General features: G+C 63.4%; 12 protein-coding genes. 11 read left to right on the top strand and 1 reads right to left on the bottom strand.

What is annotated here, in order from left to right:
• The first annotated feature begins 268 nt into the window (after window positions 1–268).
• The 9 genes from ACVOMB_RS19370 (at window position 269) to ACVOMB_RS19330 (ending at window position 9,393) form a co-directional block, all read left to right on the top strand.
• Complete coding sequence (locus tag ACVOMB_RS19370; RefSeq protein WP_481532683.1) at window positions 269–1,588, top strand: amidohydrolase; 1,320 nt, start codon at window positions 269–271, stop codon at window positions 1,586–1,588.
• 47 nt (window positions 1,589–1,635) lie between these two features.
• A complete protein-coding gene (locus ACVOMB_RS19365; RefSeq protein WP_481532682.1) occupies window positions 1,636–2,499 on the top strand; it encodes a DUF4261 domain-containing protein in 864 nt (287 codons plus the stop codon).
• Between the two features lie 80 nt (window positions 2,500–2,579).
• Window positions 2,580–3,389: an NADPH-dependent 7-cyano-7-deazaguanine reductase QueF gene (queF, locus tag ACVOMB_RS19360; RefSeq protein WP_481532681.1), complete on the top strand. Its 810-nt coding sequence runs from the start codon at window positions 2,580–2,582 to the stop codon at window positions 3,387–3,389.
• A 99-nt stretch (window positions 3,390–3,488) separates the two neighbouring features.
• Window positions 3,489–3,791: a LysM peptidoglycan-binding domain-containing protein gene (locus ACVOMB_RS19355; RefSeq protein ID WP_481517079.1), complete on the top strand. Its 303-nt coding sequence runs from the start codon at window positions 3,489–3,491 to the stop codon at window positions 3,789–3,791.
• 47 nt (window positions 3,792–3,838) lie between these two features.
• Window positions 3,839–4,318 (top strand): hypothetical protein, encoded by a 480-nt coding sequence (locus tag ACVOMB_RS19350; protein WP_481532680.1) that lies wholly within the window; start codon window positions 3,839–3,841, stop codon window positions 4,316–4,318.
• Between the two features lie 615 nt (window positions 4,319–4,933).
• On the top strand, window positions 4,934–7,165 hold the full coding sequence (locus ACVOMB_RS19345) for an NADP-dependent isocitrate dehydrogenase (protein ID WP_481532679.1): 2,232 nt from the start codon (window positions 4,934–4,936) through the stop codon (window positions 7,163–7,165).
• Between the two features lie 305 nt (window positions 7,166–7,470).
• Window positions 7,471–8,439 carry a hypothetical protein gene (locus ACVOMB_RS19340; RefSeq protein WP_481532678.1) on the top strand — a complete coding sequence of 323 codons (969 nt, stop codon included), beginning with the start codon at window positions 7,471–7,473 and terminating at the stop codon, window positions 8,437–8,439.
• Window positions 8,436–8,984: a GTP-binding protein gene (locus tag ACVOMB_RS19335; protein WP_481532677.1), complete on the top strand. Its 549-nt coding sequence runs from the start codon at window positions 8,436–8,438 to the stop codon at window positions 8,982–8,984. The genes ACVOMB_RS19340 and ACVOMB_RS19335 overlap by 4 nt, the downstream gene beginning before the upstream one ends.
• Window positions 8,977–9,393: a roadblock/LC7 domain-containing protein gene (locus ACVOMB_RS19330; protein WP_481532676.1), complete on the top strand. Its 417-nt coding sequence runs from the start codon at window positions 8,977–8,979 to the stop codon at window positions 9,391–9,393. The genes ACVOMB_RS19335 and ACVOMB_RS19330 overlap by 8 nt, the downstream gene beginning before the upstream one ends.
• A gap of 53 nt (window positions 9,394–9,446) precedes the next feature.
• Here the strand turns inward: ACVOMB_RS19330 and ACVOMB_RS19325 are convergent, their stop codons facing one another.
• On the bottom strand, window positions 9,447–9,599 hold the full coding sequence (locus tag ACVOMB_RS19325) for a hypothetical protein (protein ID WP_481532675.1): 153 nt from the start codon (window positions 9,597–9,599) through the stop codon (window positions 9,447–9,449).
• A gap of 130 nt (window positions 9,600–9,729) precedes the next feature.
• Between ACVOMB_RS19325 and aceK the strand changes: the two genes are divergently transcribed.
• Together aceK and ACVOMB_RS19315 are read left to right on the top strand one after the other, a co-directional pair.
• Complete coding sequence (gene aceK / locus ACVOMB_RS19320) at window positions 9,730–11,460, top strand: bifunctional isocitrate dehydrogenase kinase/phosphatase (RefSeq protein ID WP_481532674.1); 1,731 nt, start codon at window positions 9,730–9,732, stop codon at window positions 11,458–11,460.
• A 60-nt stretch (window positions 11,461–11,520) separates the two neighbouring features.
• A complete protein-coding gene (locus tag ACVOMB_RS19315; RefSeq protein WP_481532673.1) occupies window positions 11,521–12,402 on the top strand; it encodes an energy transducer TonB in 882 nt (293 codons plus the stop codon).
• The last annotated feature ends 211 nt before the right edge of the window (window positions 12,403–12,613 follow it).

The raw sequence follows: 12,613 nt of genomic DNA, 5'->3' as shown, positions 1-12,613 counted from the left end.
CCCCGGCGGGGCGCGGCGCCGCCCCCCCCCGTCCGGGGGGCGCCCCCCCAAAACCCCCGGGGGGGGGGGCCCCCCCGGGGCCGGGCGGCGGGCCCCCCCCCGCTCCCACAACGCAGCTGCATGCTGATGCGATGCCGGGAACGTCCCCAGCCGAGCATGGCTCGGCACTACAGCGGATCACCTACATGGTGTTGGTTCCCCGCCAGCCGCCGCTTGGCCCATGATTGGCCTACAGTCACCCTGTCCCCGATTGGAAGGAGAGTTGCTGATGGCCCGTAAGACCGTGTTGCTGTCCGCCTTGCTATGCGTCCTTGCCCCGCTGGCACAGGCCCAGGATGCCGCCCAACGGCCGGAGGTGGCGGCTGCCGCCACTCGCCTGCAGCAACAAGTGGTGGATTGGCGACGCGACTTCCATGCCCATCCGGAGCTCTCCAATCGCGAAGAGCGCACCGCCGCCAAGGTCGCCGAGCGCCTGCGTGCGATGGGCTTGACGCCTAAGACCGGGGTGGCCGTGCACGGCGTGGTGGCCATCATCAAGGGCGGCCTGCCCGGCCCGAAGATCGCCCTGCGCGCCGACATGGACGCCCTGCCGGTCACCGAACAGACCGGCCTGCCGTTTGCCTCCAAGGCCACCGCGGAGTACCGCAGCGAGCAGGTTGGGGTGATGCATGCCTGCGGCCACGACGCCCACACCGCGACCCTGTTGGGTGTGGCCGATGCCTTGATGGCCATGCGCGACAAGCTGCCCGGCGAGGTGATGCTGATCTTCCAGCCCGCCGAAGAAGGCGCGCCGCCGCCGGAGCAGGGCGGTGCCGACCTGATGCTGAAGGAAGGCCTGTTCAAGGACTTCAAGCCGGAGGCAGTGTTCGGCCTGCATGTGTTCTCCAGTGTGCAGGCCGGCCAGATCGCGGTGCGCGGTGGCCCGCTGATGGCCGCCTCCGATCGCTTCGGCATCACCGTCAATGGTCGCCAGACCCACGGCTCGGCACCGTGGAACGGGGTCGACCCGATTGTCGCGGCCTCGGACCTGATCGGTACCGCGCAGACCATCGTCAGCCGCCGCGTCAATCTGTCCAAGCAGCCGGCGGTGGTCACCTTTGGCGCGATCAAGGGCGGTATCCGCTACAACATCATTCCTGACTCGGTGGAAATGGTCGGCACCATCCGCACCTTCGACCCGGATATGCGCAAGCAGATCTTCGCCGACCTGCGTAATGTCGCCGAGCACACCGCTGCCGCGCATGGCGCCACTGCGGTCACCGATATCTATGAGAAGGACGGCAACCCGGCCACGGTCAACGATCCGGCCCTGACCGCACGCATGCTGCCCAGCCTGCAGGCAGTGGTAGGCAAAGCAAATGTCTACGAGCCGCCGCTGCAGATGGGCTCGGAGGACTTCTCGCTGTATGCCCAGCAAGTGCCATCGATGTTCTTCTTTGTCGGCTCCACCGGTGCCGGCATCGACCCGGCGACCGCGCCCAGCAATCACTCGCCCAAGTTCCTGCTCGACGAGAAGGCGTTGGACGTAGGTCTGCGCGCGCTGTTGCAGGTGTCGCTGGACTATCTCAACGGTGGCAAGGCTGGCTGAGTAGCGGTAGTGTCAGGGGCTACCTACAAGGAAGAAGAAGGAGCCCCATGAGCCCCAGCCTGGCCATGCTGCTGCAGTCGCAGCTCGACCCCGCGCTCACCGCCGAAGCCCTGCTTGTGCAGATGCGCAGCGATTGGCCAGACCTGGACCAGTCGCTGCTGCGGCTGGGCGAAGTCTCGTCCGGCGGCGACGGGGACAAGGAAGCCGACGCTGACGATTCGCCAATGCAATGCCTGGAGTACGGTGATGCTCTGATCGCGCTGATGCCCATCCCGGTGCAGATCGGCGATGACATCGAGCAGATCTGCGCGCATAGCCGGCTGTGGCCGGACGCCACACCGGCACCGGTGGATTACGCCGCACACACCATCGTCACCGTGATGGGATTCAGCGACAACGGACAGGAAGCCAACCTCGTCGCCCAGGCCGCGCTGCTCAGCCGCGTACTGGCCTCGGCCATTGCCGTGTCGGACAGCATCCAGGCGGTGTACTTCGGCAGTGCCAATCACGTGGTGCTGCCGGGTCTGTTCCGCGAACTGACCCAGGCCACCTTGCCCGAGCCAGTGCCGATCGCCTGGGTGGCGATCAACGTCGGCGAGCGCCCGGATGGGGTGATGACCGGCCACACCCGCGGCATGGACATGCTGGGGTTGATGGACATCGAGATCAACGAGACCACTGACAGTGCTCAGGGCGTTTTCGATCGGCTCACTGGCATCGTCGATTACCTGATCGAGCACGGCATGGTCATCAGCGATGGCGACACCCTCGGCGCTACCGATGAAGAACGCATCCGCGTGGTCTATGGCCCCTCGGCGCTGGACCCGGAACGGAAGGTGATGCGCTTGGTGAGCGAAGCGATACCGCAGGCAAAATCGGCCAAATCGTGGTGGTCGCGGTTGCTGAACTGAATCCGCGCGCGGCGGTAGTTTCCATCGAAAGAGCGCCTCGGTATATCCGGCGCTCAAGCTGGCGCAATTACACTGTGCCAATGAATACTCCCCAAGATTCCAGCCTCGGCCGCGAGGTCGATTACCCCCGTCAGTACGACGCCAGTCTGCTGTTCCCGATCCCGCGTGCCGGCGCCCGTGCCGAGATCGGTCTGGGCAGCGAGCTGCCGTTCGTCGGCGAGGACCGCTGGCATATCTATGAGCTGGGCTGGTTGGACGCGCGCGGCAAGCCCTGTGTGGAAACCGCCACCCTGTACGTGCCGGGGACCTCGCCGAACCTGATCGAGTCCAAGTCGCTCAAGCTGTACCTGAACTCGCTCAACGGGGCGCGTTTCAATCGTGCTGAAGCGGTGCGCGAGCGCATCGCCACCGATCTGTCGACCTGTGCCGGTGCCGATGTGCGGGTCGAGTTCGGCCTGCCGCCGGTAGCGCAGGCACCGGGCGAGAGCATCGATCACCTGGATGTCGCCATCGACAGCTATGGCCCGCCCGAGGCGAGCCTGCTGCTGGCCGATGCCGGCAGCGTGGTCAGTGAGACCCTGGTGTCGGCCCTGCTCAAGTCCAACTGCCCGGTGACCGGTCAACCGGACTGGGCCAGCGTCAGCATCCGTTACCATGGCCCACGCATCGACCGCGAAGGGCTGCTGCGCTACCTGGTCAGCTACCGCGACCACGCCGAGTTCCACGAACAGTGCGTGGAGCGGATCTTCCTGGAGCTGAGCCAGCGCTGCCAGCCGGCCACGTTGGAGGTGGAGGCGCGCTACACCCGCCGCGGCGGCCTGGACATCAATCCGCGCCGGGCCAGTCCGGGTTTGCCCGCCAGCGCGCCGATCCGCGACCTGCGTCAATAAACATTCAGCTGCGTACGCTGGTTTTTACGTTGGCACGATGAAACCTTAACAGGCGTCGTGCAATCGTTGCTTCCAGTCAGTCACGGAGGAGCAGCCTGGATGAGCAGTACGGATAAGAAAGCCGATTTTTCCGGTGTCACCGGCTCCGTCACCAGCACCGAACAGGTGGTGGAAAAGGCGGATTTTTCTGGTGTCACGGCAACAGTGACCAGCACCGAAGAGATCGTTGGTGAGCAGGAATACACGGTGCAGAGTGGTGACAACCTCTCCAAGATCGCCAAGAACCTGCTCGGCGATGGCAATGCGTGGAAGAAGATCTTCGATGCCAACCGCGATGTCCTCGATGACCCGGACAAGATCCGCCCAGGACAGACGCTGAAAATTCCGGCGCGTCAGGGCTGAGCCCGCGCCAATACGTACGCAACTTCAAACCAGATTCGGAGCAATTCATGAAGAAGACTTCGCTTAGCAGTGCCCTGATGATCGCTGTGGTCGGTGCCGTGGCACTGGTTGGCTGCAAGAAGAAAGAAGAAGCTGCGCCCACCCCGCCGCCGGCCGCAACCGCCCCGGCGCCGATGGTTGAGGCAGCGCCTGCCGCCCCGGTTCTCGCGGTTACCGCAGTGACTGTCGGCAACGCTGCGGCGGCTGATATGTCAGTGGTGCCGGTTGCTGTATTGGCTGCCAAGGACAAGATCATTGTTTCGATCAAGACCAGTGGCACCGCCAGCAATGTGCCGGTGGCTGCCAAGCTGACCTATCAGGATGGCCAGACCGCCGGTGAGCAGAGCGCCACGCTCAATGCCACCGATACCGGTACCACCAATATCGAATTCGCCAACGCCAAGCCGTGGCCGGCGGGCAAGTACACCGCCGACGTTACCGTCGATGGCAAGGCTGCTGGTACGCCGCAGCAGTTCGAGGTGAAGTGAGTAAGGCGTTAGCCGGCGCAACTCTCTCCCGCCGGTGATACGCATGGGCGCAGCCGCCAGGCTGCGCCTTTTTTTTTTTTTTTTGTCCGCTTGAACCGTAGGTCGATTCACTGGAGCTTTTGAGTCACGCCTAACCCGATGCCTGACTCTGGCATCGGATTGTTCTTGTAGGAGCGGCGTCAGCCGCGAAGCAGGGACATCATCAGATGCATGGCTTTGAGGCAACCTCAGCTTCGCGGCTTACGCCGCTCCTACAGGCAACACACCCTGTCCCGCTCCAGTGAACAGCTGCGCGCGCGAACCTTGATTTGCGCACTGTCCGCCCCCGCCCGTGTACAGCGCGGGTGGTTGCAGCTGAGACCACCGCCGCCGCAATCGGCATGAGCAAGACAGCGCAAGGCCTGCGCCATCTCCTAGCGCAGATGGCGTGCCGCTCCCTACCTTGGCGTATGGATTTGCTTTGCCCGCTCCGGTCGAAAACGCGACAATGCGAGGGTTTCCCCATCCGGCAGCCGGGTAGGGATTGCGCGCCGGCCCACTGGATGGCCGTGCGCCCGCCCGATCGCCGCTGCTATTCCACGCACCGCATCCGTCAGCAAGAGAGTTTTTGCCCCCATGTCGAATACGCCGAAGATCATCTACACGCTCACCGACGAAGCTCCGTTCCTGGCCACGCAGTCGCTGCTGCCCATCGTCGATGCCTTTACCGCGACCGCCGGCATTGCCGTCGAAACCCGCGATATCTCGCTGTCCGGCCGCATCCTGTCGCAGTTCCCGGATTTCCTGAAGGACGAGCAGAAGATCAGCGATGATCTGGCCGAACTGGGTGAACTGGCTACCAAGCCGGAAGCCAACATCATCAAGCTGCCGAACGTGTCGGCCTCGGTGCCGCAGCTCAAGGCCGCGATCAAGGAACTGCAGGACCAGGGCTTCATCCTGCCGAACTACCCGGACGCGCCGACCGACGACGTGTCGCGCGACATCCAGGCGCGCTACGACAAGATCAAGGGCAGCGCGGTCAACCCGGTGCTGCGCGAAGGCAATTCCGATCGCCGCGCACCGTTGTCGGTGAAGAACTACGCCCGCAAGCACCCGCACCGCATGGGCGCCTGGTCTGCCGATTCCAAGTCGCACGTCGCGCACATGGACGGCGGTGATTTCTACGGCAGCGAGAAGTCGGCCACGCTGGCCAACGCCGGCAGCCTGAAGATCGAGCTGGTACAGAACGACGGCAACACCGTTGTGCTGAAGGCCAAGACCGCGGTCAAGGCCGGCGAAATCGTCGATGTCTCGGTGATGAACCGCAAGGCGCTGGCCGCCTTCGTTGATGCACAGATCGCCGATGCCAAGAGCCAAGGCGTGCTGTTCTCGCTGCACCTGAAGGCGACGATGATGAAGGTCTCCGACCCGATCATGTTCGGCATCGTGGTCGATGAGTTCTACAAGGACGTGCTGGCCAAGCACGCCGCCAGCCTTGCCCAGATTGGTTTTGATTCCAACAACGGCATCGGCGATCTGTACGCACGCCTGCCGCAGCTGCCGGAAGCCGAGCAGGCTGCCATCAAGGCCGATATCGCCGCCGAGTACGCCAAGCGTCCGGCCGTGGCCATGGTCAACTCGGACAAGGGCATCACCAACCTGCACGTGCCGTCGGACGTGATCGTCGACGCCTCGATGCCGGCGATGATCCGCGACTCCGGCAAGATGTGGAATGCCGAAGGCAAGCTGCAGGACACCAAGGCCGTCATCCCCGACCGCTGCTACGCCGGCGTGTACCAGGCGGTGATCGAAGACTGCAAGGCGCACGGCGCGTTCAACCCGGCCACCATGGGCTCGGTGCCGAATGTCGGCCTGATGGCGCAGAAGGCCGAGGAATACGGCTCGCACGACAAGACCTTCCAGATCGCCGCCGATGGCGTGGTCAAGGTCACCGATGAAGCCGGCAATGTAGTGTTCGAACACGCCGTGGAAGCCGGTGACATCTGGCGCATGTGCCAGACCAAGGACGCCCCGATCCAGGACTGGGTGAAGCTCGCGGTCAGCCGCGCGCGCCTGAGCAACACCCCGGCGCTGTTCTGGCTTGACGCCAAGCGCGCCCACGATGCGCAGGTGATCGCCAAGGTCGAAACCTACCTGAAGGACCACGACACCAACGGTCTGGACATCCGCATCCTGTCGCCGGAAGAAGCCACTGCGGTGTCGCTGGAGCGCATCCGCAAGGGCGAGGACACCATCTCGGTGACCGGCAACGTGCTGCGTGATTACCTCACCGACCTGTTCCCGATCCTGGAGCTGGGCACCAGTGCCAAGATGTTGTCGATCGTGCCGTTGATGGCCGGTGGCGGCCTGTTCGAGACCGGCGCCGGTGGTTCGGCGCCGAAGCACGTGCAGCAGTTCGTCGAAGAGGATTACCTGCGTTGGGATTCGCTGGGTGAGTTCCTGGCCCTGGCTGCCTCGCTGGAGCACCTGGGCCAGCGTTACGACAACAAGGGCGCGGCTGTGCTGGCCAATGCCCTGGACGCTGCCAACGGCAAGTTCCTCGACAACGACAAGTCGCCGTCGCGCAAGCTCGGTGGCATCGACAACCGCGGCAGCCATTTCTACCTGGCCATGTATTGGGCGCAGGCCCTGGCCGAGCAGAACGACGATGCAGCACTGAAGGCAAAGTTCGCACCGCTGGCTGAGGTACTGACCAGCAACGAGCAGAAGATCGTCGATGAGCTGGCAGCAGTGCAGGGCAAGGCCGTGGACATCGGCGGCTACTACCGTCCGGATCTGGGCAAGGCCGGCCCGGCGATGCGTCCGAGCGCTACGCTCAATGCCGCCATCGCCAGCCTCAAGGGCTGAGTGATACGAAGAAAGCGACGGCTGTTTTTTTGATGGCCGGCGTTGCACATTGAAAGCCTGCGTCCTCCAAGGGCGCAGGCTTTTTTGTTTCCGTGTGATGGCGGCGTATACGCACGACCGAGGCGCAGCTGTTTTTTTGTTTCGGTGTGATGACGGTGTGTACATACGACCAAGGTCGTGTGCTGAAAGGTCCACTGAAAAATCGAACTGTGGGTCCAATCACCCTTTCACATGCAGCATCTGGAATAGCCTCATTCGACACGCAGGGAATCGCACGACGCGGGCGCGTCAAAAGGGGGAGAGGCATGACCAGGGTGCTGGTAGTGGGCTCGGACACCCGGGAGGAGCAGACGCTCCTTGGGCGATTGAGGGAGATTGCAGGGTTACCCCCGGAGGGCCTGCAACGCTGTGTCGATCTGGACCAGTGTGATCTGCTGCTGGTCCGCGATACCCCGGCGTTGCGCAGTGCTGCCCAGCATATGGCCAGCAAGCGGCCGATGATGCGCCTGTGGCTGCATGATGACGCCGGTGCCGTACATGATGGCCGCAGCAGCGGCGAGCTGCATCTGGATCAAAAGCAGATCCAGCACGCGCTGGCACCGCCTCCTACGGCCACCACCACCGATGGCCTGTATCTGGCCAGCGGCGCCAAGCAGGTCACCCGCCTGCTAAGGCAACGCTTGCAGGAGAAGCAGGGCCGCGCAGTGCTGTCACTGCAGGGCCAGCCGCAATTGCTGATTGATTTCGAACATGACCAGATGGTGCCGCTCTACGTGCATCCAATACAGGGGCCAAGCCTGGCCCAGCAGCTGGGTGACGTATTCGATCTGCTTGCCCTGCAGGAGCTGTCGCTGGCGCGCTTCCAGGCCTTGGCGGAAAACCTGTCGCGGCAGCCGCTGCGGCCACTGCTCTGGCAGATGGCGCAGTACGGCGACAACTGGACCGATTTTGATCGACGTCTGCAACAGAACGCACGGGTGAGTCTGCTGCGCTGGCCGGACTTCCGCGTGCTTGCCCATCAACACGATGGTTTCAGGCTTTGCTCGCTGCTGCTGAAGAAGCCCTGCACCCTTGCCGAGTGCACCGAGCTGCTGGAACTGGATGGCAACGCAACCCGCGCCTTCATGCGCTCGGCCTACCTGTGTGGCTATGCCAGGGTGCAGGTGCCGGAGCCCGTAGCTGGACCGCCGCCGGCGCCGGCCAAGGTCGGTGCCAGTGCATTGCTGGCCCGGATGTGGCGCAGCGTCCGTCAACGCACGGGTACCCATGCATGATCGAGCACAAGGTAGTGATTCTGGGTGCCATGGGGGCGGGGAAGTCGACCTTGGTGCGCGCTGTTGCGGGCGGCACTGTGATTGATACCGATGTGCTCAACACCGATGTCAATTCACCCAAGCTGGCGACTACGGTGGCGATGGACTACGCCGATGTGAATCTGCCCAATGGTGATCGGCTGCGCCTGTATGGCACCCCAGGCCAGGAGCGTTTTTCCTTCATCTGGCCAGTGCTGCTGCAGGGCGCACGTGGCGTGGTCATTCTGGCCGATGCCTCCAGCCCCGACGTGGCGCTGGAAATGGAGCGTTATCTGCTCGCGCTGCGCGAACACGCCGCGACGGTTCCAGCGGTGATCGGTGTTTCCAAATTTGATCTTGTGCCGGATGTTGATCTTGATGCCTGCCTGCTGCAGGCACAGAAGACCGCCGGCAGACCGCTGCCGCTGGTGCCGTTCGACGCACGCTCGGAGGATGGGGTGATGCTGTTGATGGATGTGCTGATGGGCGAAGTCGAAGCTGCGGCCTTGGTGGATGCTCATGACTGAGGCCAAGGCGATAGCACTGTTGGAAGACTGGGAAGTTGCCGCGATTGATCAACGACTGCAGGAGTTCACCAACTCGGTGGATGGCGTGCGTGCAGCGGTGGTTGCCAGTGTGGATGGTTTTGTATTGGCGCAGACGGCGACCGAGACATCCAGCGGTGAGCGACTGGCGGCCATGACCAGTGCCATGCTGGCGCTGGCCTCGGCGGTTGGCCGCGAGCTGGCCTTGGGCACGATGGACGTGCTGATGCTGGAGGCCAGCGAAGGCAAGGTATTGATGCAATCGATCCAGCTGCCGCGCGGCTCGCTGTTGCTGATGGCCGCCTGCGGCCAGCGCAGCGTGATTGGCCATGTGCTGTGGAGTGCGCGCGAGTGTGGGCGCAAGATCCAGGCGGAGTTGTCTGGGGAGTGACGGTGGCTGTGGCTGCATTGGAGCCAAAGCCAAAGCCAAAGCCAAAGCTCCCCTCATCCCAACCCTTCTCCCGCGGGCGGGAGAAGGGCTAAAGCTAAAACTAAGGCCAGAGCTAAAGCCAAAGCTAAAGCCAAAGCTAAAGCCAAAGCTAAAGCCAAAGCTAAAGCTAAAGCTAAAGCTAAAGCTAAAGCTAAAGCCAAAGCCAACCTGGCCTCAACACTGTGCCGAACAGCAGCCAGTGGCGTATGGTCAAGGCAACTCCCCGGTGTTCTCCCACATGCGATTGCCCCGTACCTGCATTGATCCAGCATCTCAGCGCCGTCAGGCCATGCCCTCATGACCGAGTTGGCTACAGACAACACTTTGGCCGCCAGCATCGCCAGCTGCATCGCGCAGGGCTTCGAGGACTACCACCGCGATTTCGCCCAGATCAGTCGACGCGCACGCGAGCGCTTCCGTAGTCGCGATTGGCCTGCCGCGAAAGCAGATGCGGTAGAGCGCATCGAGCTGTATGACGTCTGTGTCGCGCAGTGCCGCGCGCAGCTGGATCAGCTGTTGCAGGGCAGTGGCGAGTTGCAGCTGTTGTGGCGGCAGGTCAAACAAGACTTCGCCGCGTTGATCGAGGGCCGCATCGACGGCGAGCTCTACAAGACTTTCTACAACACACTTACCCGCCGCTTGTTTGCCACCCATGGCGTGGATGACAGCATCGAGTTCATGGCGCTGGACATCGAGCCCTCCGACGCCATCACCCATCCGGTCGCGCGGCATGTTTACGCAGTGTCCGAGGCGCGGCCGGTGGAGGCGTTCTCACGCTTGTTGGCGGACTACGCCTTCGATCTGCCGTATTTGCATCAGCTGCGTTGTGCAGCGGCCATTGCGGTGCGACTGCAGGACGACCTCGCCCATTGGGGGCCGTATCCGGTACGCGCGATCGAGTTGTTGCAGACCGTGTTCTATCGCGAACGGCGTGCCTATCTGGTCGGGCGTGTATTCGGCGAGCATCGGTTCTCGCCGTGTGTGATTGCGCTGGTGAATGATGGCAACGGCATCCGCGTCGAAGCTGTGCTGAGTCGCCGTCGCGATGTGGCACATCTGTTCGGCGTGTCACGCAGCTACTTCCAGGCCGACCTGCCAACCGTTGCCGATGCGGTGGTGTTCCTGCGGAGCATTCTGCCGGGCAAGCCGGTCGATGAGATCTATACCGTGCTGGGCCGTGCCAAGCAGGGCAAGACCGAGCGTTATCGCACTTTCTTCAGTCACTTCCAACAGCACGACAACGAGCAGCTGGTGCATGCTGATGGCACGCCGGGCATGGTGATGACGGTGTTCACCCTGCCCAGCTACCCGCTGGTGTTCAAGTTGATCCGCGACCGCTTCGCCTGGCCCAAGACCATGAGCCGACAGGACGTAGAGGACAAGTACGCGCTGGTATTCAACCTGGATCGCATTGGTCGCTTGCTGGATGCGCAGCCCTATCGCTATCTGCGGTTTCCGCAGCAGCGTTTCGCGCGGGTTTTGCTGCAGGAGTTGGTAAATGAGTGCAGCCAAAGTGTGCGTATTGATGGTGACGAAGTGGAGATTGCGCTGTGCTATGTGCAGCGTCGTTTCCGACCGTTGAATCTGTATCTGCGCGAGCAGAGCGCAGATGCGGCGCGCGCGGCCGCGCTGGATTACGCGCAGGCGATCCGCGACATGGCCTGTAACAATATTTTCCCCGGCGACATGCTGCTGAAGAATTTCGGCGTGTCGCGGCATGGTCGTGCGGTGTTCTATGACTACGACGAACTGTGCTTGGTGACCGAGTGCAACTTCCGCCAATGGCCACAGCCGCGCAGCGAGGAGGAGGCGATGGCGGCCGAACCGTGGTTCCACGTTGCGCCCAACGACATATTCCCTGAGCGCTTTGGGTTGTTCATGGGCTTGCCGCGGTCGTCGCTGGATGTGGTACAGGAGAAGTTTGGTGAGCTGTTTGATCCGGGCTGGTGGCAGGGTTTACAGACCGGATTCCGGCAAGGACTGTACCCGGATACCCCGCCGTACCCGCGCGCGCTGCGACTCGCCTGAGGCTTGTCGCGGCCCGTGGGCTGCGCTTTAATCCGCGTTCTGGACACAAGGAGAAGTGCGATGCGACAGGTATTTGCGGCCATGGCGTTTGGCGCGGTGTTGATGACTACGGTGCCGGTGGTTGCCAGGGCAGAGGGCAGTAGCGGTATCGCGGCGGTACGCGAGCGGATTGAAAGCAGCTTGGTGGTCCGCGGCGAAGTCAGTATCGAAACCGACGGATCGGTATCTGCAGTGCAGCTGGACAAAGAGGACAAGCTGCCTCCCGGGGTGGTGAGCATGGTGCGCGATGCGGGTTTGAAATGGCGTTTCGAGCCTGTGCTCCGGGATGGCGTCGCAGTCCGCGCGCTGGCACCGATGAGCCTGCGCGTGATCGCCCGCAAGGTGGATGCCGACCGGTATGAGATCAGCCTGCGTGGCATCAATTTCACGCGGCTCGATGCCGACGATCCGGAGAACATCGCGCGTATCTCGCTGAAGCCGCCGCGCTATCCAGAGCAAGCCTTCCGTGCCGGGGTTTCCGGCAGTGTCTACCTGCTGGTCAAGGTCGGCAGGGACGGCAAGGTCGAGGATGCCTTTGCCGAACAGGTAAACCTTACCTTCCTCAGCAGGGAGAACGATCAGCGACGTGCCCGCGAGCTGCTGGCCAAGAGTGCTCTGGCCGGAGCCAGGCAATGGACCTTCCGGGTTCCGACGCAAGGCCCTGCGGCCGCGCAGCCGTTCTGGAACGTGCGCGTGCCGGTCAGTTATTCGCTGGACAACGGGGGTGCCGAGGGCCAGGAGCAGGCGCGCTGGGTGAGTTATGTGCCGGGCCCACGGGAGCGTGCGCCGTGGCGCGAAGACCGCGAGCAGCTTGGTTTCTCGCCGGACGCGCTCGCCGATGGCAGCGTCAACCTGGTCGACAACAATGGCCCGCACCTGCTGACCCCGCTGCAAGGTAGCTGAGGCCCTGCGGTAGTGCCGAGCCATGCTCGGCAGGGGCGTTACCGGGGCGTGTGTAGGAGCGGCGTAAGCCGCGAAGCTGGCGTTGCGTCAGTCAGCGGAAAGCCAACCCCACCCCCGCCCACCCCATGGGCCGGGGCGCAAAGGGGGGGGGCGGGGAGGGGGGGGGGGGGGCCGCCGGCGGGGGGGCGCGCGCGGGGCCGGGCCGCGCGCC

This window comes from Stenotrophomonas sp. STEN018 (genome assembly GCF_056760235.1).
This window is presented reverse-complemented; position numbering and strand designations above follow the sequence as displayed.